Genomic DNA, 21655 nt, shown 5'->3' with positions numbered 1-21655 from the left:
CGCTAATGTAGTTGAAATTATGTAGCTATCTACACGATTTTGTCAATATTCGCAATCTGTGCTGATGGCTGACGGCCTCTTGATCCGCTCCCCGCTCTCGTCCATAAGCGCGCCGTCGAAAGACTTTCGCCGCGCGCGAAACGGCCCTCCACAAGCCATGAGGACATATGACCGCCTTCAAGCCCCTCGTTTTTTCCGGCGTCCAGCCGACCGGCAATCTGCACCTCGGCAACTATCTCGGCGCCATCAAGAAATTCGTCGCCCTGCAGGACACCTCCGATTGCATCTATTGCGTCGTCGACCTGCATTCGCTGACAGCGCAGCTTGTCCATGAGGATCTCAAGGACCAGACGCGCGCGATCACCGCGGCGTTTCTCGCCTCCGGCATCGACCCGACGAAGCACATCGTCTTCAACCAGTCGCGGGTCATGCAGCACGCCGAGCTTGCCTGGATCTTCAACTGCGTCGCCCGCATCGGCTGGATGAACCGGATGACGCAGTTCAAGGACAAGGCCGGCAAGGACCGCGAGAACGCCTCGCTTGGTCTGCTCGCCTATCCGAGTCTGATGGCGGCCGACATTCTCGTCTATCGCGCCACCCATGTGCCGGTCGGCGATGACCAGAAGCAGCATTTGGAACTGACACGCGACATCGCGCAAAAATTCAACAACGACTTTTCGGACCGCATTGCCGGCCTTGGCGTCGGCGTCGAGATGAAGGTCGGCGAGGAGACCGTGAACGGTTATTTCCCGCTGACCGAACCGATCATCGGCGGACCGGCGGCGCGCATCATGTCGCTGCGCGACGGCTCGAAGAAGATGTCGAAGTCGGATCCGTCGGACCTGTCGCGCATCAATCTGACCGACGATGCCGACAGCATCTCGAAAAAGATCCGCAAGGCCAAGACCGACCCCGAGGCGTTGCCTGGCGAATTGGACGGCCTCGCCGGCCGGCCGGAAGCCGAAAACTTGGTCGGCATCTATGCGGGTCTCGCCGAGATCTCGAAGGAGGCGGTGCTGAAAGAGTTCGGCGGCCAGCAGTTTTCGGTGTTCAAGCCGGCGCTGGCCGACCTCGCGGTAGAAAAGCTGGCGCCGGTCGCCGGCGAAATGCGCCGCATTTCCGACGATCGCGCCTATGTTGATGCGGTGCTCAGGGATGGCGGCGAGCGGGCCGGCCTGCTGGCCGAGGCGACGATGAAGACCGTGCGCGACATCATCGGCCTGCTGCAGGGTTAATCTGCAGCCAATATCGCTACATCCGCCGGTCGCTTGCGGCCGGGCTGTGGCGGTGGCAGATTGCGACCGAAACCATTTGAGGTAGAATATGGTCTCCAAACGCCTCAGCCGCGAAGCCGGCCATCGCCGCAAGTTTTTGGCGATCATCGACGACACGCCCGAATGCGAACGAGCCGTCGTATACGCCTCGAAGCGCGCGCAGAGCACCAGCGGCGTGCTGGTGCTGCTCTACGTGATCGAGCCGGACGATTTCCAGCATTGGCTGGGTGTCGAGAAGATCATGCGCGAGGAGGCCACCGCCACCGCGCGCGCCGCACTGGACAGCTATGCCAACAAGGTGCGCCAGAAGCTCGGCATCGAGCCGGAACTGGTGGTGCGCGAAGGCAAGCCGACGGAAGAGATCCACAAATTGATCGAGGAGGACCAGGATATCGCCATCCTCGTGCTGGCCGCCGGCGCCGGCAAAGAGGGGCCGGGCCCGCTGGTCGGCGCGGTCGCCGGCAAGGGCGCCGCCTTCCCGATCCCGGTGACAGTGGTGCCGCAGAACCTGTCAGACGAAGAAATCGACAGCCTGGCCTAAGGTGTGTTGCAGAAGACCGCAAAAACATTCTCCCAGCCAGCCGTTCCGGCGATGGCTTTCGCTTGAATGTCCTGCCGATAGGGCCTATTTAGAATTATTCCAAACTATATGCCCGAACGGGCTCGGAGACGTCCATGTTCATCCAGACCGAATCGACGCCAAATCCGGCGACATTGAAGTTCCTGCCCGGCAAGGAAGTGCTTGTCGAAGGCACCGCCGATTTCCGCGATGCCGCCAGCGCTGCCGCGGCTTCGCCGCTGGCCGGCCGGCTGTTCGAGATCCCCGGCGTGACGGGCGTCTTCTTCGGCTATGATTTCGTCACCGTGACCAAGGACGGCCCCGACTGGCAGCATCTGAAGCCGGCGATCCTCGGCGCCATCATGGAGCACTTCATGTCCGGCGCGCCGGTCATGGCCAGGGCCGGCCCCGCCGCCGAGACCAGCCAGACCGGCGAATTCTACGACAAGGCCGACGAGGAACTGGTCATCACCATCAAGGAACTGCTCGACACGCGGGTGCGTCCGGCGGTCGCCCAGGACGGTGGCGACATCACCTTCCGCGGCTTCGAGAACGGCACCGTGTTCTTGCACATGAAGGGCGCCTGCGCCGGCTGCCCGTCGTCGACGGCGACGCTGAAGCACGGCATCCAGAACCTGCTCCGGCATTTTGTGCCCGAGGTGCAGCAGGTCGAACAGGTCTCTTAAGCTCAAAGGACGTCAATTCGCCCTTCGAGCGACACAAAAAACCGGGCCAAATTGCCCGGTTTTTTGTTTTGGGACGTCAGTTGTTGCCTAGACGGTCCGCGTATGAGTTCTAGAGAACGATGACCTTGGCGCCGACGGAGGTGCGGTCGTAAAGGTCGATGATGTCCTGGTTCATCAGCCGGATGCAGCCCGACGACATCGCCTTGCCGATCGAGTTCCACTCCGGGCTGCCATGCAGGCGGTAGCCTGAATCGCCGCCCTTGTTGAACAGATACAGGGCGCGCGCGCCGAGCGGGTTGGTCAATCCGGGATCCATGCCGCCGGCAAATTTGGCGAGTTCCGGCTGGCGCTTGATCATCGCCGATGGCGGCGTCCAGGTCGGCCATTCGCGCTTCGCCGCGATGCGGGCGGTGCCGCGCCATTCAAAACCCTCGCGGCCGACGCCGATGCCGTAACGCATCGCCTCGCCGCCGCCCATGACATAATAGAGAAACTTGTTCTGCGTATCGACGACGATGGTGCCCGGCTTTTCATCGCTGTCGTAGCTCACCACCTGCCGGCGGTACTTGAACGGCACCTTTTCGATCGGAATGCGCGGCAGTTGATAGCCCGCATCGGTCATCGGGCCATAGTTGTTGGTGAATATCTGCGAGCCGATGGTGCTGCAACCAGCAATAGCTGTCGACAGCGCAAGTGCGGCGACGATTGCGAATGACTTCATGCGCATGAAAAGGTCCGATGCCCCGCCCGAAAGATAGCGGCACGAGACGGCCGCCTTGTCGCCATCATTCATGCTGTCATTTGCTTTGCTTGCCAAGCGGGGGATGCCTATATGCATGGGCTTACATGCCGGTAAGTCCGAAGCTGTGGCTTTTCGGCAACGGCACTCATAAGATTATGTAGGAAATTCAATGGGGCGGTCCGCCAGGCCGCCGGAAGTTAGGGAACCAATCATGAATGTCGGAGATGCCGCCCAGCGTTCCGGCCTGCCGGCCAAGACCATTCGCTACTATGAGGAGATCGGCCTGATCCGCCCGCAGCGCGCCGGCAACGGCTACCGCGACTATTCGGGCGACGACATCCACCGGCTGACGTTTCTGCGCCGCGCGCGCAATCTCGGCTTTTCCATCGACGACTGCCGCCAGCTGATGGCGCTCTACCAGGACCGCAGCCGCGCCAGCCATGACGTGCGCGAGATCGCCGCCGCGCATGTGACGGCAATCGAGGAGAAGGTGCGCGAACTGCAGTCGATGCGCTCGACCCTGCAGAAGCTGATCCATGCCTGCCACGGCGATGACCGGCCGGACTGCCCGATCCTGGACGATATCGCGGGGGCGGTTTTGCCATCAGACACAGTCGTTCCCGCCCAGGTGTGAAGGGCGAGACCCGTAATGCCAGCCGTTTTGCAGGTTGGGATTTCCAGGGATCAAGAGGTGCCGTCGACACGCTCGGCTATGGCGAATGCCTGCAGGTTCCTTGCCTTGCCGTGGTCTTCTTCGGCGTTGGCGATAATCGAGAAGAACGCCGCGCGGGCGATGTCCTTCTTTGACGCGTTCGGGTGTTCCTTCCTGGCCGCTTTGATCAATTGCTTGGGTGCCATGTCAGGCGTCACGACCCGCATCAGGGTGTCGGCTACCGCCTGCATCTCGTCCGCGTTCATCATCCACACTCCCTGGAGCCACCCGCATTCGCACAGTATCTCATATTGCTAATGTGTGGAACGTGCAGCGTCCGTTTGAGTACCAAGATTTCACGCAGAAATCACATTTCAAGCGCGCCTTGGGTGCCTTCCAGAAAACGGTTCAAACCGTGAACAAAGTCTGTCATGGTGCGCCCATGCCAATTATCTCACCGATTCCTCTCAATCCCCTGATCGATGGCCGCCAGTCGGAGCGCGCGATGCTGGTTCGGCGCGGCGTGCAGCGGCTGCTCAGGGAGATGGGCGCGCATGTGCTGCCGGAACTGTCGCTGGCGACCGGGCGCCGCGCCGACCTCGTCGCGCTGACCCGCCAGGGCGACATCTGGATCATCGAGATCAAATCCTCGATCGAGGATTTCAGGGTCGACCGCAAATGGCCGGACTACCGGCTGCACTCCGACCGATTTTTTTTCGCCACGCATCCCGGTGTGCCGTCGGAGATCTTTCCGCAGGAATGCGGTTTTATCCTTTCCGACGGCTACGGCGCCGAAATCCTGCGCGACGCGCCCGAGCACCGCATGGCGGCGGCGACGCGCAAGGCGCTGATGCTGAGGATCGCGCGGGCCGGAGCAGCGCGGCTGCTCGCGGCGGAACTTGCCGGCGTGGCGGTGCCGGCTCTGGAGGGCGAGAGCGAGTAGCTGGAACGTTTGTGCTCTTCCTTAGCCCTTCGCACTGCCACACATCCGCCTGCCGGCACCTTCTCACCGTATAGTGACGGAGAAGGGAGCTGGCCGTAACCTTGGCGCACTTTCTGCAACGCTGGAGATTGGCGAAATCCTTTGCGAAGGCGTCTTTCTCCCCGTCACTATACGGGGAGAAATGCTCGGGCATTGCAATGAGGGGCGGCGCGACGTTTGACGGCTACTCTTCCTCTTGGTCCATCCCATTCGCTGCCGGCGCCATCAGCAGCACGGCGGCGCCGAGGATGGCGGCGATGAAGGAGCCGGCGAGGATGCCGACTTTCACCGCGTCCTGGAGCTCGACATTGCTGGCGAAGGCGAGCAGGCCGATGAACAGGCTCATGGTGAAGCCGATGCCGCAGAGCAGCGAAATGCCGACCATGTGCAGCCAGCCGGCATTGACCGGCAGATCGGCGAGGCCGAGCCGGATGGCAAGCGCAGAAGAACCGAACACGCCGACCAGCTTGCCGGCGACGAGGCCGGCGGCGACGCCCAGCGTCAGTGGCTCGACCAGGGTGGCAGCACTGAGGCCGGCGAGCGGGACGCCGGCATTGGCGAAGCCGAAGATCGGGACGACGACGAAGGGCACTATCCTGTGCAGGCCGTGCTCGAGCCGGTGCAGCGGTGAATGGTCTGAATCCTGGCTGATGCCGGGGGTGATTTTCAAAGGTATGGTCAGGGCCAGCGCCACGCCGGCGAGCGTGGCATGGACGCCCGATTTCAGCACAAGCACCCACAGCACGACACCAAACAGGAGATAGGGCAGCAGCGTCAGCACCTTCATGCGGTTGAGCACGATGAGCAGAGCGATGACCGCGAAGGCGGCGCCGAGATAGGCGAGCGACAGGCCGCTCGTATAGAACACCGCGATGATGATAACGGCGCCAAGGTCGTCGATGATGGCGAGCGCGGTAAGAAATACCTTCAGCGACCCTGGCACGCGGCTGCCGAGCAGCGACAGCACGCCGAGCGCAAAGGCGATGTCGGTGGCGGTCGGGATCGCCCAGCCGGACAGGGCGGCTGGATTGTCGCGGTTGATGGTGACATAGACAAGTGCCGGCACCAGCATGCCGCCGGCAGCGGCGATGCCGGGCAGAGCGCGGCGTGGCCAGGTCGAGAGCTGGCCGTCCAGCATCTCGCGCTTGATCTCCAGGCCGACCAGCAGGAAAAACACCGCCATCAGGCCGTCATTGATCCAATGCGATACGCTGAGCGGTCCCAGATAGGCGTGAAGGGCGTCGAAATAGGTTTTGGCCAGCGGCGAATTGGCGACGACCAGCGCCAAGGCCGCGGCTGCCATCAGGACGATGCCGCCTGTCGCCTCGCTGGCCAGGAATTCGCGAAAGGTGGAAGTCGGCCGCGGCTTCTGGTCCTGCATGTCGTCTCCGTCGTGTCGCCTACCAGCCGGCAGGGACAACATCACCCTGTGCGATGATGCGCAACCGCCGATGGCAGGGCAGTTCTTACAGTGCCACGCGACCTTGGCGCGCGCAAAGGACGGTCAGGCGTTAGCGCGGCGCGCGTTTGGCGAGTATCCGCTGCAGCGTGCGGCGATGCATGTTGAGACGGCGGGCCGTCTCGGAGACGTTGCGGTCGCACATTTCGTAGACGCGCTGGATGTGCTCCCAGCGCACGCGATCGGCCGACATCGGGTTTTCAGGCGGTGCGGCGCGTTCGCCCGCAGTGCGGGTAAGAGCCGCGAAAACCTCGTCGGCATCTGCCGGTTTCGACAGATAGTCGATGGCCCCCAGCTTCACCGCCGTAACCGCGGTGGCGATGTTGCCGTATCCGGTGAGAATGACGGTGCGGGCGTCGTCGCGCTTCTCGCGGATGGCGGCAACGACGTCGAGGCCGTTGCCGTCGGCGAGCCGCATGTCGACCACCGCGTAGGCTGGCGGATTGGCGCGCGCCTTGGCCACGGCCTCCTCGACGCTCTCGGCCGTCTCGACCACGAAACCCCTGGTCTCCATGGCGCGGGCAAGGCGCGTGAGGAATGGCCTGTCGTCGTCGACGATCAGCAGCGAGGTGTCCTCGCCCTCAACCATTGCGCCAATCGTTTCGTCGCCATTCATCGTCTTGACATTCCTGCTGCCCGAATTTTACGCAGATATAGTTTTGGAGCGCTATTGTCCAATTCAAGCCGTGTCAAACATGGTGGCCGAAGCCGATTCAGGATTGAGGAAGACGCTGCGCGGCCACGATATCCGCACGACGGCGCCCTCGCCCGGCTCGTTTGAATTGCGGAAATCGAGCGTGGCGCCCGAGCGTTCAAGCAGGGTCTTGGCGATGAACAGCCCCAGTCCGAGGCCGCCGCCGGCCTCGGTGCCCTGGCGTGTCGACATATAGGGCTCGCCGATGCGATCGATGATTTCGGGAGGAAAGCCCGGCCCGTCGTCGGTGATCGAGAAGGTGACCGTTGCCTCGTTCCAGCTCCAGCGCACGGTGACGCTCTTGCGGGCAAAATCGACGGCGTTCTCGACCAGATTGCCGAGGCCGTAGATGACGCCGGGATTGCGCCGTCCCACCGGTTCGGGGCCGATGCGCTCGCCGGGGAGAAGCTTGATCGAGATGCCGAAATCGCGGTGCGGGGCGGTCATCTCCTCGACCAGCGAGGTCAGCGGCAGGCGGGAGAGATGCGCCTCGCCCTCGGAGGACAGGCTGGTCAGGCGTTTGAGGATCTCGCGGCAACGCTCGCTCTGCGAGCGCAGCAGCGTCACGTCCTCGCCGTATTTCGGGTCATTGCGGAGCGCCTTCTCCATCTCCTTGGCAACAAGCGTGATGGTGGCGAGCGGCGTGCCGAGCTCATGCGCGGCGGCGGCGGCAAGGCCGTCCAGCGCCGACAAATGCTGTTCGCGCTGCAGCACCAGCTCGGTGGCGGCAAGCGCGTTGGCGAGCAGCCGGGCTTCCTCGGCCACGCGGAAAGCGTAGATCGCGGTGAAGGCGATCGAGGAAAACACCGCCATCCACATGCCAGCGACGTAAATGAACGGCATCTCCAGCGGCGCGCCCTCGTACCAGGGCAGCGGCAGATGGAAGAACACCAGCAGGCTCGCCGTCACCATCACCAGCGCGCCGAGGATGGCGGTCAGGCGCAGCGGCAGCGACGTCGCCGAGATGACCACGGGCACGGTGACCAGCACTGAAAACGGGTTGGTGAGGCCGCCGGTCAGGTAGAGCAGACCGGCAAGCTGCAGGCTGTCGATGGTCAGGATGGCGAAAGCCTGCAGCGGGGTCAGCCGATGCGCCGCCGGATAACGGAAGGTCAGCAACAGGTTCATCCAGGCCGAACAGGCGATCAGCGCGAAGCAGAGACTGACCGGCAGCGGGAATTTCAGCCCGTAGGCAACGACAAGAACCGTCAGACTCTGGCCGACAATGGCAAGCCAGCGCAGCCTGATCAGCGTGTTGAGACGCAGCCGCTGGCTTTGCTGGAAGTCGGGCGCCCGCAGGATGTTTATCATGGCCAAGGATTATAGCCGGAAAAGGAGAAAGGCTAGGTCCCCCGCGGTTTGGCGCGGCTGGTGGCGGTGGCGAGAAGCGGGTTCTCCGGCCAGACATGCCGGGGATAGCGGCCACGCATCTCGGCTCGCACATCGGCCCAGGAGCCGCGCCAGAAACCGGGCAGGTCACGCGTCGTCTGGATCGGTCGGTGCGCCGGTGACAATAGCTCGAGCGTCAGCGGCACCGCGCCGTTGGCGATCGCGGGATGCCGGTCGAGACCGAACAGCTCCTGGACGCGGATCGCCAGCACCGGCCATTCACCGTCATAGCGGATCGGCACGCGGCTGCCGGATGGAGGGTCGAAATGGGTCGGCGCCAGCGCCTCGATCCGGCGCTGCAGATCGTGCGGCACCAATGCCATGAGGCCGGCCGAAAGCACGCCCGGATCGATCGCGGCAAAGGACGCCGCGCCGGAAAGGAAGGGCAGCAGCCAGTCGTCGATGCGGTCGATGAGCGCCGCATCGGAAACATCTGGCCAGGGCGCGCCAAGACCGCGATGCAGCCAGCCGAGCCGTTGGCGCAGTGTTTCGGCCTCCTTGCCCCACGGCAAAAGCGACAGCCCGTGTTGGCGCAGGGCGTCAAGGATGGCGCGATCGGCAGCGATGCCGGCCGGCGCCGGCAGCATGCGTTCGGACAGGGTGATGGCGCCGAGGCGAACGGTTTCACGCACACGCACCGCACGCCTGTCGCGGTGGAACCTGGTTTCGCGGTTTGTCTCGATCTTATCGGCGAGCGAAGCGCGAATGTCGGCTTCGTCTATCGCCGCCGCTGCCGTAATGCGGGCGTTCTGCGCCTTGCCCTGCAGATCGGCGACGACGAGCCAGGTTTCGCCCGCCAGCGGGTCGGCGGCGTCGAGCACGGCGCCTGAACCGTTGGCCAGCACGAAACGGCCGCGCTCTCCGCGCGCCCTGGCGACGCGGTCCGGCCAGGCATGAATGAGGAGAGCGCCGGCGCTGCCCTCCCCCCCGAGGGGAGGGTCGGCGAGTGAGCCTTGCCCAGCAAGGCGAGGGAGACGGGGTGGGGTCGGCGATGGCGTGCCCGACCCAATCCCACCCCGATCCGCTTCGCGGATCGACATACCGGGGCGAACCACGGGTTTCGCCCGTCCTTCGGTCCCCCTCGAAGGGGAGGGTGAAGCCTGTTTTGCCAGCCGCTCGGCGAGTTGCCGGGCGGCGGTGGCGCGCGGCGATCTTTCGGATCGGAACCGAATCAGCCGCCGTTCGAGGTCGGCGCCTTCGCCGCCAAGCCCACGCTCGGTGAGCAGCACGGCAAGCATGGCCGCTTCGAACGCCTGGCCGGTATTTGCCGCTTCGGCGACCATGTGAGCCAGCCGCACAGGCAGTGCCAGCCTGCGCATCGCAGCACCCGATTGCGTCAGTCGCCCTGCCTCGTCAATGGCGTCGAGCGCGCGAAGCAGCGCCCTTGCCTCGTTGAGTGCCGGGGCCGGCGGCGGATCGAGGAAGCAGAGGCTCGACGGGTCGGCGACACCGAAGGCGGCGCAATCGAGCAGAAGTCCGGAAAGGTCCGCCTCGAGGATTTCCGGCGGCGTGAAGGCGGGAAGTGCCGCGGTCTGCTCGGACCGCCACAACCGGACGGCGACGCCGGGCTGCGTGCGGCCGGCGCGGCCGGCGCGCTGGTCGGCGGAGGCTTTGCTGACCCGCACCGTCTCCAGCCGCGTCAGGCCGCTGGCCGGCTCGTAGCGCGGCAGGCGCGACAAGCCGGAATCGATGACGACGCGCACGCCGTCGATGGTAATCGAGGTCTCGGCGATCGAGGTCGCCAGCACCACCTTGCGGCGGCCGGACGGCGCCGGCTTGATCGCGGCGTCCTGCGCCTTGTTGTCGAGCATGCCATAGAGCGGCACGATGTCGGTGTCAGCACTGACGCGGCCTTGCAGCCGCTCGGCGGTGCGCTCGATCTCGCGCTGGCCGGGCAGAAAGGCGAGCACGCTGCCGCTCTCCTCGGCAAGGGCCGCGCGGATCGCCTTGGCCATCGCGTCCTCGATGGCGATGCCGGCCGGCCGCTCGTCGTAGCGGATGTCGACGGGAAAGGCGCGGCCTTCGCTCTCGATCACCGGGGCGCCGGAAAGCAGCCGAGCGACGCGCGCGCCGTCGAGCGTCGCCGACATGACCAGCAATCGCAAATCGGTCCGCAGCGCGCCTTGCACATCGAGCGCCAGCGCCAGACCAAAATCGCCGTCGAGCGAGCGCTCGTGGAACTCGTCGAAGAATACCGCCGAGACACCGGGCAACTCCGGATCGTCGAGGATCATCCGCGACAGCACGCCTTCGGTGACGACAAGGACCCTGGTCCTCGCAGAAGTGCGGTTCTCCATCCGCATGGCATAGCCGACCGTTTCGCCGGGCTCCTCGCCGAGCAGTTCGGCCATGCGGCGGGCGGCAGCGCGGGCAGCGAGCCGGCGCGGCTCGAGCAGAATGATCTTCCCCGTGCCGAGCCATGCAGCATCGAGCAGCGCCAGCGGCACCAGCGTCGTCTTGCCGGCGCCGGGCGGCGCCACCAGCACGGCACTGTTGCCATGGCCAAGCGCTTCACCGAGCGCCGGCAGGACGGCGGAGACCGGTAGCTCTGGCAAGGGTTTTCTGGTCATTGTTTCAGGGATGCATCCATCCAATCTCGCGGCAGGTCGGCCGCGCCCCGCATATCAGCGGTGGCGGTCGCCGCGCAACCGGGCAACGGACCAACTCAAAGCGAGTCCACCTCCTCGCCATAGTCAAAGGCGGAAGCCACCGACGATGACGCGGCCGAGGAGCGACAGGAAGTCGGGATATTTCCTGATGGAAGGGCGCGGCCAGGACCACCGCCCAGATACAAGCAAATTATGCTGCAGCGCAGCGACGAATTCGCTTGCGTTGTTTAGTAAAAATTGCATCACTAAACAAATTACTAAACATCCGCCGCTTAACTGCGTCGTCATGTTTAGCCCCCTGAGGAGGGGTTGAGGTTTTGAAACCGTCATCCGGGCGCGTTTCGCAAATGGGAGGAAGGCATGAAATCGACCTTGAAACTAACGTTGGGACTGACATCGGCGATGTTTGCGTCGACCGCCGTTTCGAATGTCGCGCAGGCTGAAGATCTGACGCTTTGCTGGGCAGCCTGGGACCCGGCCAACGCGCTTGTCGAATTGTCCAAGGATTTCACCAAGGAAACCGGCATCGGCATGAAATTCGAATTCGTGCCGTGGACCAACTATGCCGATCGCTTCCTCAACGAACTGAATTCCAAGGGCAAGCTGTGCGACCTGATCATCGGCGACAGCCAGTGGATCGGCGGCTCGGCCGAGAACGGCCACTACGTCAAGCTGAACGACTTCTTCGACAAGGAGAAGATCAGCATGGACGACTTCGTGCCAGCGACCGTCGTCGGCTACTCCGAATGGCCGAAGAACTCGCCGAATTACTGGGCGCTGCCGGCCATGGGCGACGTCGTCGGCTGGACCTATCGCAAGGACTGGTTCTCCAAGCCGGAACTGCAGAAGGAATTCAAGGAAAAGTACGGCTGGGATCTCGCAGCGCCGACGACCTTCGACCAGCTGAAGCAGATCGCCGAGTTTTTCCAGAAGCGCGAGATCGACGGCAAGACGGTCTATGGCGCATCGATCTATACCGAGCGCGGCTCCGAAGGCATCACCATGGGCGCCATGGACGGGCTCTACAGCTTCGGTTTCAAATATGAGAATCCCGACAAGCCATACGAGATGGACGGCTTCGTCAACTCCGAGAAATCGGTGAAGGGTCTTGAGTTCTACAAGGCGCTCTATGACTGCTGCACGCCTCCCGGGGCTTCCAACAGCTACATGGGCGAAGGCGTCGACGCCTTCAAATCCGGCCAGGTGGCGATGCACATGAACTTCGCCTTTACCTGGCCGGGCCTGCAGAAGGACGAAAATGTCGGCGGCGACAAGATTGGTTATTTCGCCAATCCCAAGGGGCCCGACGGCGATCAATTTGCCCAGCTTGGCGGCCAGGGCATCTCGGTGGTCTCTTACTCCGACAAGCAGGAAGCTGCGCTCAAATACATCAAGTGGTTCGCCAACAAGGACGTGCAGGCCAAATGGTGGTCGCTCGGCGGCTTTTCCTGCCTCAACGCGGTCGTCAAGGATCCAGGCTTCCCGGCCAGCCAGCCTTATGCGCAGACCTTCCTCGACTCCATGGCCATCGTGAAGGATTTTTGGGCAGAGCCCAGCTATGCGCCGCTGCTGCAGGCGTCGCAGAAGCGCTTCCATGATTACGTCGTCGCCGGCCAGGGTTCGGCCAAGGATGCACTTGATGGCCTGGTCAAGGACTGGACCGAGGTCTTCCAGGACGACGGCAAGATGTAGTTGGGGCAGTATCCAATCGGCTCCTCCCGAGCCACGACCGCGTGTCCCGTGCCACCCTTGGCACGGGACACAGCTCAGATAAATTCCACTGTCGAGACGACCCAAGTGACCGAAGCGGGACTGACCATGCTCAATCGGACTGCGGACAGCGTTGCCCGGGCTACGCCTGAGCCGTTGGCCCGCAAGGTCCGGGGCATCAGCGACAAGGGCCTCGCCTGGCTGTTCATCTCGCCGACGATCCTGTTGCTGCTCGCCGTCAACATCTTCCCGCTGTTCTGGGCGATCTATCTGTCCTTCACCAATTACCGCGCCAACCGTCCGAACGAGGTGGTCAGGAATGTCGGCCTTGCCAATTACAAGCGCATCCTCGGCGACCAGGACATCTGGATCGCCATGCAGACGACGGCGCATTTCGTGTTCTGGACCATCCTGCTGCAGACACTGATCGGTTTTACCCTGGCCTGGCTGATCGATAGAAAGTTTCGCGGCCACGCCTTCTGGACGACCATCATTCTGGTGCCGATGATGCTGTCGCCGGCAGTGGTCGGCAATTTCTGGCGCTTCCTCTACGAGCCGCAGATCGGGCTGTTCGCCTATGCCATCTCGTTCGTCACCGGCATTCCGGCAACGCAGATCGGCATGCTCTCCAACGTGTCGCTGGCGCCGTGGTCGATCGTCATCGTCGACACCTGGATGTGGACGCCTTACGTGATGCTGATCTGTCTCGCCGGCCTGCGCTCGATCCCCGAATACATCTATGAGGCGGCCGAGGTCGACCGCGCCTCCAACTGGCGGCAGTTCTGGTCGATCACGCTGCCGATGGCGCTGCCCTTCATCATGCTGGCGGTACTGTTCCGCGGCATCGAGAACTTCAAGATGTTCGACATGGTCAACCTCCTGACCGGCGGCGGACCAGGATCGACCACCGAGGTCGCCTCGATCACGCTGAAGCGGCAGGCTTTCGAAAGCTGGCGGACGGGCTATTCCTCAGCCTTCGCTATCATCCTGTTCGTTGCGGTGTTCGGGCTGGCCAACATCTACGTCAAGGCGCTCAACAAGGTGAAGCAGAGATGAGCCTGACGTCAGCCCATTCGGTCGTCGCACCCTCGGCCACGTCGAAACGCGTCGCCGGCACGATCATCGTGCTTTACGCACTGATCTCGATCGTGCCGCTGCTGTGGATCTTCGCCACCAGCTTCAAGACGCCGCCGGACTCGATCGCCTATCCGCCAAAGATCCTGTTCCAGCCGAGCCTCGAGGGCTACTGCAATCTGTTCTCGACCCGCACCCGGCAGACACCGGAATACATCAACTCGCTGGGACCGGCGACGGGCGTCTGCGATGAGACAGTGCGCAAGCGCAACATGGTGATCGCCGGCCCGTCCAACTTCATGCCGCGCTTCGTCAATTCGCTGATCATCGCCTTCGGCTCGACCTTTTGCGCGGTGTTCCTCGGCACATTGTCGGCCTATGGCTTCTCGCGCTTCAAGGTGCCGCTGGCCGACGACCTGCTGTTCTTCATCCTGTCGACGCGCATGATGCCGCCGATCGCGGTCGCTATTCCCATCTACCTGATGTATCGCGAGATTGGCCTGTCGGACACCGCGCTCGGCATGATCCTGCTCTATACGGCGGTCAATGTGTCGCTCGCCGTGTGGCTGCTGAAGGGCTTCATCGACGAAATCCCGCGCGAGTACGAAGAAGCGGCGATGATCGACGGATATACGCGGCTGCAGGCCTTCTGGCGCACCGTGCTGCCGCAGGCGACCACCGGCATTGCCGCGACCGCCATCTTCTGCCTGATCTTCGCCTGGAACGAATATGCCTTCGCCGCACTGCTGACCTCGGGCACGGCGCAGACCGCACCGCCCTTCATCCCGACCATCATCGGCGAAGGCGGCCAGGACTGGCCGGCGGTCGCCGCGGGCACGACGATCTTCCTGGTGCCGATCCTGGTGTTCACCATCCTGCTTCGCAAGCAGTTGCTGCGCGGCATCACTTTCGGCGCGGTGCGCAAATGAGCATGACCCAACCCGCAGAACGCAAGTCGCGCTGGCCGGTCTGGGCGAGGCGCGGATTGATGGAGAATATCGCCACGGTGATCATTGCCATTGGCTTCCTGATGCTGTTCCAGCCGTTCGCGCTGTCGCTCTACACTTATTCGTTCATCACCATGCTGGCCGGCACGGCGATGTTCATCATCGTCTCGAAGTTTCCGGAGTAGACGATGGCGGAGATCAGGGTCGAGCATCTGAGAAAGGCATTCGGCGATTTCGTCGCCGTGCAGGATTCCAACTTCGTCGTCGGGGATGGCGAGTTCTTCGTCATGCTGGGGCCGTCGGGTTGCGGCAAGACGACGACGTTGCGCATGATTGCCGGGCTCGAACTGCCGACCGGCGGCAAGATCCTGCTCGGTGGCGAGGACGTTACCATGCGGCGTGCCCGCGAGCGCGACATCGCCTTCGTCTTCCAGCTGTTCGCGCTCTATCCGCATATGAACGTGCGCAAGAACATCGGCTTCCCGCTGCTGGCGCAGGGCACGCCAGGCATCGAAATCCGCCGGCGCGTCGAAGAGACGGCGAAGCTGTTGCGCATCGACCATCTGCTCAACAAATCGGTCTCCGGTCTTGCCGGCGGCGATCGCCAGCGCGTGGCGCTCGGCCGCGCCATCGTGCGGCGGCCAAAATGCTTCCTGATGGACGAGCCGCTCGGCACGCTCGACACCGAGTTCCGCGATCTCATGGTGCATGAACTGCGCGAACTGCACAACCGCATCCACGCCACCACGGTCTATGTCACGCATGACCAGATGGAAGCGATGTCGATGGCCGACAAGATCGCGGTTATGAACCACGGCGTAATCGAACAGTTCGGCACGCCGCGCGAAATCTATGACCGGCCGGCGACGATGTTCGTCGCCGATTTCATCGGCTCGCCGCCGATGAATTTTCTCGGCTTCGGCGGCGGGCTTTCAAAGGGCGCCAAGGAGATTTTGGTGCAAGGCGCCAAGGTGGCAGTGCCGGAGGTGCGCGAGGACATCGCGCCGGCCGACATGGCGCTCGGCATCCGACCGGAACACATCCGCTTCGACGACGCTTCGAAGCTGCGCGGCGCCATCTATAGCACCGAGTATCTCGGCACCACGCAGATCGTTGCGGTGGAGACATCCGGCGGCATCATCAAGGCGCGGGTGCCGGCCGAAATCCGGCTCAATGCGGGCGACCATGTCGGCCTGGCGCTGAGCAGCGCACGGCTGTCGCTTTTCGAGAAGGGCTCCGGCCGCGCGGTGCGAACCGCAATCCATGACGGGGCTTCCCAGGGAAGAGCGCATCATGGCTGACGTGCAGATCAAAGGCGTGACCAAGAGCTTCGGCGAACATGTCGCCGTGGACACTCTCGATCTGCACGTCGCCGACGGCGAATTCGTCGTGCTGCTCGGCCCGACCGGGGCCGGCAAGACGACGACGCTCAGACTTATCGCCGGATTGGAACGGCCGGATACGGGCTCGATCCATATCGGCGGCCGCGATGCGACAATGTTGTCGCCGGCCGAGCGCGACACCGCCTTCGTCTTCCAGCAATATTCGCTTTATCCGCATCTGTCGGTCTTCGACAATTTGGCCTTTCCGCTGCGCTCGCCTGCGCGGCGGCTGAGCGAGGACTCGGTGCGCCGCCGCGTCGAGGATGTGGCCAAGATGGTGCGTATCCACCACAAGCTGAACAACCGCTCCACCAAACTTTCCGGCGGCGAGATGCAGCGCGTCGCCATCGGGCGCGCGTTGGTGCGCAAGCCCTCGATCTATCTGATGGACGAGCCGCTGTCGTCGCTCGATGCCAAGCTGCGCGCCGATCTCCGGCTCGAACTGAAGCGCATCCAGGCCGAGGTCGGCGCCACCATGCTTTATGTCACGCACGACCAGATCGAAGCGATGACGATGGCCGATCGCATCGGCATTCTCGCCGACGGCGTGCTGGCGCAGATCGGCACGCCACGCACCATCTACTCGGAGCCGGCAAACGTTCATGTAGCCGCAAGGCTCGGCCAGCCGGCGATCAATCTGCTGCCGACCGGCCTGCTGCCGGATGGCGACATGCCGGCGGGAACCAAAACGATCGGCGCGCGTACAGAACATCTGTCGATCGGCAAGGCATCGAATGGCCCCGCCGACGGCGTTGTTAACTGGGTCGAGCATCTGGGCGACCAGAACCACCTGCATGTGACGGTGGGAAGCAGAAAGCTGGTGACGCTGACCGAACCCGACATCCAATTGGAAAAAGGCGACAGGGTGATTATCCGCTACCGGGCGCCGCTGTTCTTCGACCAGGCCGGAAACAGGATTGCAAACCGATGAGCCCCGGGACATTGGAAAAGAACGGGATACTGGAAAAGAGCGGGTCACTGGACAAGACTGCGACACTGGACAAGACCGGGACGATGGACAAGCTTGACCTGAAGACGCTGATATCAGTCACCGCCGACACGATTGCCGCTCACGCCGAAGAGCTGACTAAGCTCGACCAGGCAATTGGCGACGGCGACCATGGGCTGAACATGAAGCGCGGCTTCGAGGCAGTGCGCGCCGAGGCGGACACGTTCGCGACAAAGCCGCTGCCGGACGCTCTGAAGGCGATCGGCACCAAGCTGGTAATGACCGTCGGCGGGGCTTCGGGCCCCTTGTTCGGGACGCTGTTCATGGCGCTCGGCAAGGAAATTTCCGTAGAGCCGGATCGCGCCAACCTGATGTCGGCGTTCGGCAAGGCGATCGAGGCGGTGGCAGCCAGGGGCAAGTCGCAGGTCGGGCAGAAGACCATGCTCGACGTGCTGCAACCGGTTCATGACGCCCTGCTGCAGGGAAAGACCGGATCGGAAATCGCCGATGTCGCGGACAGTGCTGCCGATGCCACCGTGCCGATGAAGGCCTTGCGCGGGCGCGCCTCGTTTCTCGGCGACCGCTCCATCGGCCATATGGATGCCGGGGCACGCTCGACCGCGCTTCTGGTGCGGACTGTCACCGAGACCATCGAGGGGCAAGCATGAGCAATGTCGGCATCGTCATCGTATCGCATTCACCGCTGGTCGCCGAGGGCACGGCCGACATGGTGCGCCAGATGGTCGGCGACGAAGTGCCGCTTGCATGGTGCGGCGGAAACGGCCATGGCGGGCTGGGAACCAATGTCGAGGCGATCATGGGCGCGATCGACAAGGCCTGGTCGGAGGCAGGTGTCGCTATACTTGTCGATCTTGGCGGCGCCGAAACCAACAGCGAGATGGCGGTCGAGATGATCGGCGAGCCGCGCGCGCACAAGATCATCGTCTGCAACGCGCCGATCGTCGAGGGCGCGGTGATGGCGGCGACGGAGGCGTCCGGCGGCGCCTCGCTCAGGGAAGTGGTGGCGACGGCACACGAATTGTCGCCATCGTGAATGAACAGGAATTTTGACTCAATGTCCGCATCCGCAGAAGCCACCGTTCTGATCACCCATGAGGTCGGCCTGCATGCGCGCCCTTCGGTGAAATTCACCAAGCTCGCCAAGACGTTTTCGGCCGAAGTCGAAGTTGCGCTCGCCGCCAACGGTCCTTGGTTCGACGCCAAGAGCATCGTCAAGGTGATGGCGGCCAAGGCGCCGAAAGGCACGGTGCTGCATATCAGAGCCAAGGGCGACGATGCCGGCGAGGCGGTCGGCGCGCTCGTCGAACTGGTGCGGCGCGACTTCGACGAGGGCGTGGACCATGCCCGAACCGCTTAAGCTGCAGGGGATCCCGGCTTCGGCCGGCTATGCCGAAGGGCCGCTGTTCAACCTTGACCCGGTCGTCGCGCGCTATAAAGGTAAAGCGACCGCCGCTGACGAGAGGCTCGCGCTCGAAACGGCAATCGGCACAGCGACAGGCCGGCTTGCCAAGCTGATCCAGGCAACCGACGGCGATGCCGCCGACATTCTCGAATTCCAGCTCGCCATGCTGGAGGACGATGCGCTGACCGGCCCGGCCTTTGCCGCGATTGCCGCCGGCCAGCCGGCCGATGCGGCATGGCGGCAGGCGCTTGACGCCGAAATTGTCGGCTATGAAACGTCGGATCAGGATTATTTCCGGGCACGCGCCGCCGACATGCGCGACATCAGAGACCAGGTGCTTCGCGCGCTGACAGCGGACAGCGCGGCTGCCGCGCCGACAGGCGCCATCTTCTACGGCGAGGACATCGCGCCGACGCGCTTTCTCGAAACCGACTGGAGCGCCGGCGGCGGCATTGCGCTGAAGGCGGGCAGTACCGCCAGCCACGTCGCCATGCTGGCGCGCTCGCGCGGCGTGCCTATGATCGTGGGGCTCGGTGCTTCGCCGGCTGATCTTGCCGGCGTCGCCCTGCTCGATGCCGAGCACGGCGGCATCGTGTTGAGGCCAACAAGGGCAGAGGTCGAGGCGTTCCGGCAATCGTCGTCGTCTTTCGCGGCACGTCGCGACAGGGCGGAAACTTTTTTGGCTCGGCCGGCGGTGACGAAAGCCGGCACTGCGGTGCGGGTGCAGGTCAACATCGCCGATCCGTCCGATGTCGACGGTATCGATGTCTCGACCTGCGATGGCGTCGGGCTGATGCGGACCGAGTTCCTGTTCGGCAAGACGCTGCCGGACGAGGAATCGCAGTATCGCGCCTACCGCAAGGTGCTCGAATGGGCCGGCGACAGACCGGTGACCATCCGCACCATCGACGCCGGCGGCGACAAGCCGGTGCCGGGTTTCACCGTCGAGGAGGGTAATCCGTTTCTCGGCCTGCGCGGCATCAGGCTATCGCTGGCGAGACCGGAGGTTTTTCGGGTGCAGATCAGGGCGCTGCTGCGCGCCGCCTTGCATGGCAATCTCAAGGTGATGTTCCCGATGGTCGCCGTGTGGGACGAGTATCAGCGAGCAGCCGCGCTCTTCGCCGAAGAGCAGGCCGCGCTTGCCGCGCGCGGCGTCGCGCAAAAAATGCCGCCGCTCGGCATCATGGTCGAGGTGCCGTCGGTGGCGATCGCTCCTGAGGCGTTTGCCGAGGTCGCCTTCTTCTCGATCGGCTCGAACGACCTGACCCAGTATGTGATGGCGGCGGCGCGCGACAATGCCTCGGTCGCGCATCTCAATTCGATCAGGAACCCGGCCGTGCTTCGGCTGATCGCCTCGGTTGCGGCGTTCGGCCGCGCGCAAAAGATTCCGGTCAGCCTGTGCGGCGACGCCGGCGGCGATCCTGCGGCGATCCCGGCGCTGATTGAGGCCGGTCTGCGCGACCTTTCCGTGGTTCCCGCCCAGCTCGCAATGGCCAAGGTGGCCATTGCGGACGTCTCGATCTAGGCACCGGCATGGCCGAAACCAAGAAGACGCCTGAAGCCGGTTCCGAAGAGGCGATCCGCGCCTATAAGACGATCCTGTCGCAGGTCCTCGACCAGCGCCCGTCCGGCATGCGCCAGCGCCTCGCCGACGCGTTGGGCAAGCATCGCAGCTTCGTCACCCAGATTTCCAGTCCGGCCTACTCGATCCCGATCCCGTCAAAACATTTGCCGGCTATTTTCGCCGTCTGCCATTTCAGCCCGGCCGAACGCGACCATTTTCTTGCCGCCTACCATCAGGCGCATCCGGGAAAAATGTCGCTGGCATCCGGCATTCGCAAGACGCGGCATGTTTCGCTGATCGTTCCCGATTTCGGCGACGACAAACAGAACGCGGCGCTCGACAGGGCGGTCAACGATTTCATCCAGAAGATCACCAGCATCGCCGGCAAGGGCGGGACATAGTCGCGCCACGTTCAGCTATTTCGGGAGAGACGGCCATGAAGAAGTTTCTGAATTCTGTGGACACGGTGCTGACCGAAAGCCTCGACGGCTTCGTTGCCGCCCATGCCGACATCCTTGTGCTTGGCGACGAGCATAAATTCGTGCGCCGCAGGACACTCAAGCCCGGCAAGGTAGCGCTGATTTCCGGGGGCGGCTCTGGCCACGAGCCGCTGCATGGCGGGCTGGTCGGGCATGGCATGCTGGATGCCGCCTGCCCCGGCCAGGTGTTCACCTCGCCGACGCCGGACCAGATGATGGCGGCCGCGGAGGCGGTCAACACCGGTGCCGGCTGCCTGTTCATCGTCAAGAACTACGAGGGCGACGTGATGAATTTCGACATGGCTGCTGAAATGTCGGAGGGTGTGATGCAAGTGGTGACCAATGACGACGTCGCGGTCGAGAACTCCTCCTACACCACTGGCCGACGCGGCGTTGCCGGCACGCTGGTGGTCGAGAAGATCCTCGGCGCCGCGGCCGAGCAAGGCATGGCGCTGAAGCCGTTGAAGGCGCTTGGCGAACGCATCAATGGCGCGACGCGCTCGATGGGCGTTGCGCTGACCAGTTGCACCGTACCGGCCGCCGGCAGGCCGACCTTCGATATCGGCGACGGCGAAATGGAATTCGGCGTCGGCATCCATGGCGAACCCGGGCGCCGCCGCGACGCATTGAAGAGCGCCGACGCCATCGCCGAGGAGATCTGCGCGGCGATATCTGGCGATCTCGGTGACAGGGCAAAAGGCCCGGCGCTGCTTTTCGTCAACGGCTTCGGCGGCACGCCGCTGATGGAGCTCTACCTGATGTACAACAGCGCCCGGAAAATCTTCGAGAAAAACGGCGTGACGGTCGCCCGTTCACTGGTCGGGTCCTATGTGACATCGCTCGACATGGCCGGCTGCTCGATCACGCTGACCATGTTCGACGATGAGACGACCGCATTGTGGGACGCACCGGTGCATACGGCTGCGCTGCGCCGGGGGATGTAGCACGGCCAACACCGCGCCACGGCTATAGCAACAGTATTAAGCAAGCAGGCGCTTTCTACGACCTGGCCGGTTGCGGCGATAACGCGGCGGTCACGTCCATTTCGACCAAAGCGAGGTCGCCAAGACGAATTTGCACG

General features: G+C 63.6%; 23 protein-coding genes. 17 read left to right on the top strand and 6 right to left on the bottom strand.

Annotated features, from left to right (window positions below; translation table 11 throughout):
* Window positions 1-167 precede the first annotated feature (167 nt).
* From trpS to AC0L2C_RS09765, 3 genes are all read left to right on the top strand, one after another.
* Complete coding sequence (trpS, locus tag AC0L2C_RS09775) at window positions 168-1235, top strand: tryptophan--tRNA ligase (RefSeq protein WP_027151584.1); 1068 nt, start codon at window positions 168-170, stop codon at window positions 1233-1235.
* Window positions 1236-1323: 88 nt separating this feature from the next.
* Window positions 1324-1815: a universal stress protein gene (locus tag AC0L2C_RS09770; protein WP_023796709.1), complete on the top strand. Its 492-nt coding sequence runs from the start codon at window positions 1324-1326 to the stop codon at window positions 1813-1815.
* A gap of 134 nt (window positions 1816-1949) precedes the next feature.
* Window positions 1950-2519: a NifU family protein gene (locus AC0L2C_RS09765; RefSeq protein WP_473523257.1), complete on the top strand. Its 570-nt coding sequence runs from the start codon at window positions 1950-1952 to the stop codon at window positions 2517-2519.
* Window positions 2520-2628: 109 nt separating this feature from the next.
* On the opposite strand, the gene AC0L2C_RS09760 is transcribed toward AC0L2C_RS09765, so the two are convergent.
* A complete protein-coding gene (locus AC0L2C_RS09760; RefSeq protein ID WP_287282979.1) occupies window positions 2629-3246 on the bottom strand; it encodes a L,D-transpeptidase in 618 nt (205 codons plus the stop codon).
* Window positions 3247-3472: 226 nt separating this feature from the next.
* On the opposite strand from AC0L2C_RS09760, the gene cueR reads away from it, so the two are divergent.
* Window positions 3473-3895, top strand: a complete 423-nt coding sequence (gene cueR, locus AC0L2C_RS09755; protein WP_287066122.1) for a Cu(I)-responsive transcriptional regulator — start codon at window positions 3473-3475, stop codon at window positions 3893-3895.
* A gap of 50 nt (window positions 3896-3945) precedes the next feature.
* Here the strand turns inward: cueR and AC0L2C_RS09750 are convergent, their stop codons facing one another.
* Window positions 3946-4179, bottom strand: coding sequence for a hypothetical protein (locus AC0L2C_RS09750; RefSeq protein WP_077377488.1), 234 nt, complete (start codon window positions 4177-4179; stop codon window positions 3946-3948).
* Between the two features lie 176 nt (window positions 4180-4355).
* On the opposite strand from AC0L2C_RS09750, the gene AC0L2C_RS09745 reads away from it, so the two are divergent.
* Window positions 4356-4856: an MmcB family DNA repair protein gene (locus tag AC0L2C_RS09745; RefSeq protein WP_091593011.1), complete on the top strand. Its 501-nt coding sequence runs from the start codon at window positions 4356-4358 to the stop codon at window positions 4854-4856.
* Window positions 4857-5079: 223 nt separating this feature from the next.
* On the opposite strand, the gene nhaA is transcribed toward AC0L2C_RS09745, so the two are convergent.
* The 4 genes from nhaA to hrpB form a co-directional block, all read right to left on the bottom strand.
* On the bottom strand, window positions 5080-6276 hold the full coding sequence (gene nhaA, locus AC0L2C_RS09740; protein ID WP_473523256.1) for a Na+/H+ antiporter NhaA: 1197 nt from the start codon (window positions 6274-6276) through the stop codon (window positions 5080-5082).
* Between the two features lie 130 nt (window positions 6277-6406).
* Entirely contained in the window at window positions 6407-6970 is a 564-nt protein-coding gene (locus AC0L2C_RS09735) for an ActR/PrrA/RegA family redox response regulator transcription factor (protein WP_128168331.1), read from the bottom strand.
* Between the two features lie 63 nt (window positions 6971-7033).
* Entirely contained in the window at window positions 7034-8359 is a 1326-nt protein-coding gene (locus AC0L2C_RS09730) for an ActS/PrrB/RegB family redox-sensitive histidine kinase (RefSeq protein WP_023796718.1), read from the bottom strand.
* Between the two features lie 32 nt (window positions 8360-8391).
* Window positions 8392-11007 carry an ATP-dependent helicase HrpB gene (gene hrpB / locus AC0L2C_RS09725; protein WP_473523255.1) on the bottom strand — a complete coding sequence of 872 codons (2616 nt, stop codon included), beginning with the start codon at window positions 11005-11007 and terminating at the stop codon, window positions 8392-8394.
* A 399-nt stretch (window positions 11008-11406) separates the two neighbouring features.
* On the opposite strand from hrpB, the gene AC0L2C_RS09720 reads away from it, so the two are divergent.
* From AC0L2C_RS09720 to dhaK, 12 genes are all read left to right on the top strand, one after another.
* The gene (locus AC0L2C_RS09720) at window positions 11407-12738 is read left to right on the top strand and encodes an ABC transporter substrate-binding protein (protein ID WP_023796720.1); all 1332 of its coding nucleotides are present in this window, start codon (window positions 11407-11409) and stop codon (window positions 12736-12738) included.
* A 126-nt stretch (window positions 12739-12864) separates the two neighbouring features.
* Window positions 12865-13812: a carbohydrate ABC transporter permease gene (locus AC0L2C_RS09715; RefSeq protein WP_128183436.1), complete on the top strand. Its 948-nt coding sequence runs from the start codon at window positions 12865-12867 to the stop codon at window positions 13810-13812.
* Window positions 13809-14759, top strand: coding sequence for a carbohydrate ABC transporter permease (locus tag AC0L2C_RS09710; RefSeq protein ID WP_128168334.1), 951 nt, complete (start codon window positions 13809-13811; stop codon window positions 14757-14759). Before AC0L2C_RS09715 ends, AC0L2C_RS09710 begins: the two co-directional genes overlap by 4 nt.
* Window positions 14756-14962: a hypothetical protein gene (locus tag AC0L2C_RS09705; protein WP_473523254.1), complete on the top strand. Its 207-nt coding sequence runs from the start codon at window positions 14756-14758 to the stop codon at window positions 14960-14962. The genes AC0L2C_RS09710 and AC0L2C_RS09705 overlap by 4 nt, the downstream gene beginning before the upstream one ends.
* A gap of 3 nt (window positions 14963-14965) precedes the next feature.
* Window positions 14966-16078 carry an ABC transporter ATP-binding protein gene (locus tag AC0L2C_RS09700; RefSeq protein WP_023796723.1) on the top strand — a complete coding sequence of 371 codons (1113 nt, stop codon included), beginning with the start codon at window positions 14966-14968 and terminating at the stop codon, window positions 16076-16078.
* The gene (locus tag AC0L2C_RS09695; protein WP_023796724.1) at window positions 16071-17090 is read left to right on the top strand and encodes an ABC transporter ATP-binding protein; all 1020 of its coding nucleotides are present in this window, start codon (window positions 16071-16073) and stop codon (window positions 17088-17090) included. Before AC0L2C_RS09700 ends, AC0L2C_RS09695 begins: the two co-directional genes overlap by 8 nt.
* Before the next feature lie 83 nt (window positions 17091-17173).
* A complete protein-coding gene (dhaL, locus tag AC0L2C_RS09690) occupies window positions 17174-17776 on the top strand; it encodes a dihydroxyacetone kinase subunit DhaL (protein ID WP_473523292.1) in 603 nt (200 codons plus the stop codon).
* Window positions 17773-18162, top strand: a complete 390-nt coding sequence (dhaM, locus tag AC0L2C_RS09685; RefSeq protein ID WP_027151568.1) for a dihydroxyacetone kinase phosphoryl donor subunit DhaM — start codon at window positions 17773-17775, stop codon at window positions 18160-18162. The genes dhaL and dhaM overlap by 4 nt, the downstream gene beginning before the upstream one ends.
* A 21-nt stretch (window positions 18163-18183) precedes the next feature.
* Window positions 18184-18486 carry an HPr family phosphocarrier protein gene (locus AC0L2C_RS09680; RefSeq protein ID WP_473523253.1) on the top strand — a complete coding sequence of 101 codons (303 nt, stop codon included), beginning with the start codon at window positions 18184-18186 and terminating at the stop codon, window positions 18484-18486.
* Window positions 18470-20056, top strand: a complete 1587-nt coding sequence (gene ptsP / locus AC0L2C_RS09675; protein WP_128172945.1) for a phosphoenolpyruvate--protein phosphotransferase — start codon at window positions 18470-18472, stop codon at window positions 20054-20056. The genes AC0L2C_RS09680 and ptsP overlap by 17 nt, the downstream gene beginning before the upstream one ends.
* An 8-nt stretch (window positions 20057-20064) precedes the next feature.
* Window positions 20065-20496, top strand: a complete 432-nt coding sequence (locus tag AC0L2C_RS09670) for a hypothetical protein (protein ID WP_473523252.1) — start codon at window positions 20065-20067, stop codon at window positions 20494-20496.
* Window positions 20497-20531: 35 nt separating this feature from the next.
* Window positions 20532-21518: a dihydroxyacetone kinase subunit DhaK gene (gene dhaK, locus AC0L2C_RS09665; RefSeq protein WP_128168336.1), complete on the top strand. Its 987-nt coding sequence runs from the start codon at window positions 20532-20534 to the stop codon at window positions 21516-21518.
* The last annotated feature ends 137 nt before the right edge of the window (window positions 21519-21655 follow it).

This window comes from Mesorhizobium sp. WSM4845, assembly GCF_055811455.1.
Note: the sequence above shows the minus strand (reverse complement) of the source record. Positions and strands in the feature narration are given on the sequence as shown.

Excerpts from the sequence above, each read along its gene's own strand:
- hrpB (WP_473523255.1), bottom strand. The coding sequence starts at position 11,007 with ATGACCAGAAAACCCTTGCCAGAGCTACCGGTCTCCGCCGTCCTGCCG.
- dhaL (WP_473523292.1), top strand. The coding sequence starts at position 17,174 with ATGGACAAGCTTGACCTGAAGACGCTGATATCAGTCACCGCCGACACG.
- AC0L2C_RS09695 (WP_023796724.1), top strand. The coding sequence starts at position 16,071 with ATGGCTGACGTGCAGATCAAAGGCGTGACCAAGAGCTTCGGCGAACAT.
- AC0L2C_RS09670 (WP_473523252.1), top strand. The coding sequence starts at position 20,065 with ATGGCCGAAACCAAGAAGACGCCTGAAGCCGGTTCCGAAGAGGCGATC.
- AC0L2C_RS09750 (WP_077377488.1), bottom strand. The coding sequence starts at position 4,179 with ATGAACGCGGACGAGATGCAGGCGGTAGCCGACACCCTGATGCGGGTC.
- ptsP (WP_128172945.1), top strand. The coding sequence starts at position 18,470 with ATGCCCGAACCGCTTAAGCTGCAGGGGATCCCGGCTTCGGCCGGCTAT.
- AC0L2C_RS09760 (WP_287282979.1), bottom strand. The coding sequence starts at position 3,246 with ATGCGCATGAAGTCATTCGCAATCGTCGCCGCACTTGCGCTGTCGACA.
- trpS (WP_027151584.1), top strand. The coding sequence starts at position 168 with ATGACCGCCTTCAAGCCCCTCGTTTTTTCCGGCGTCCAGCCGACCGGC.
- AC0L2C_RS09680 (WP_473523253.1), top strand. The coding sequence starts at position 18,184 with ATGTCCGCATCCGCAGAAGCCACCGTTCTGATCACCCATGAGGTCGGC.
- AC0L2C_RS09730 (WP_023796718.1), bottom strand. The coding sequence starts at position 8,359 with ATGATAAACATCCTGCGGGCGCCCGACTTCCAGCAAAGCCAGCGGCTG.
- nhaA (WP_473523256.1), bottom strand. The coding sequence starts at position 6,276 with ATGCAGGACCAGAAGCCGCGGCCGACTTCCACCTTTCGCGAATTCCTG.
- dhaM (WP_027151568.1), top strand. The coding sequence starts at position 17,773 with ATGAGCAATGTCGGCATCGTCATCGTATCGCATTCACCGCTGGTCGCC.
- AC0L2C_RS09770 (WP_023796709.1), top strand. The coding sequence starts at position 1,324 with ATGGTCTCCAAACGCCTCAGCCGCGAAGCCGGCCATCGCCGCAAGTTT.
- cueR (WP_287066122.1), top strand. The coding sequence starts at position 3,473 with ATGAATGTCGGAGATGCCGCCCAGCGTTCCGGCCTGCCGGCCAAGACC.
- AC0L2C_RS09710 (WP_128168334.1), top strand. The coding sequence starts at position 13,809 with ATGAGCCTGACGTCAGCCCATTCGGTCGTCGCACCCTCGGCCACGTCG.
- AC0L2C_RS09720 (WP_023796720.1), top strand. The coding sequence starts at position 11,407 with ATGAAATCGACCTTGAAACTAACGTTGGGACTGACATCGGCGATGTTT.
- AC0L2C_RS09745 (WP_091593011.1), top strand. The coding sequence starts at position 4,356 with ATGCCAATTATCTCACCGATTCCTCTCAATCCCCTGATCGATGGCCGC.
- AC0L2C_RS09715 (WP_128183436.1), top strand. The coding sequence starts at position 12,865 with ATGCTCAATCGGACTGCGGACAGCGTTGCCCGGGCTACGCCTGAGCCG.
- AC0L2C_RS09765 (WP_473523257.1), top strand. The coding sequence starts at position 1,950 with ATGTTCATCCAGACCGAATCGACGCCAAATCCGGCGACATTGAAGTTC.
- AC0L2C_RS09700 (WP_023796723.1), top strand. The coding sequence starts at position 14,966 with ATGGCGGAGATCAGGGTCGAGCATCTGAGAAAGGCATTCGGCGATTTC.
- AC0L2C_RS09735 (WP_128168331.1), bottom strand. The coding sequence starts at position 6,970 with ATGAATGGCGACGAAACGATTGGCGCAATGGTTGAGGGCGAGGACACC.
- dhaK (WP_128168336.1), top strand. The coding sequence starts at position 20,532 with ATGAAGAAGTTTCTGAATTCTGTGGACACGGTGCTGACCGAAAGCCTC.
- AC0L2C_RS09705 (WP_473523254.1), top strand. The coding sequence starts at position 14,756 with ATGAGCATGACCCAACCCGCAGAACGCAAGTCGCGCTGGCCGGTCTGG.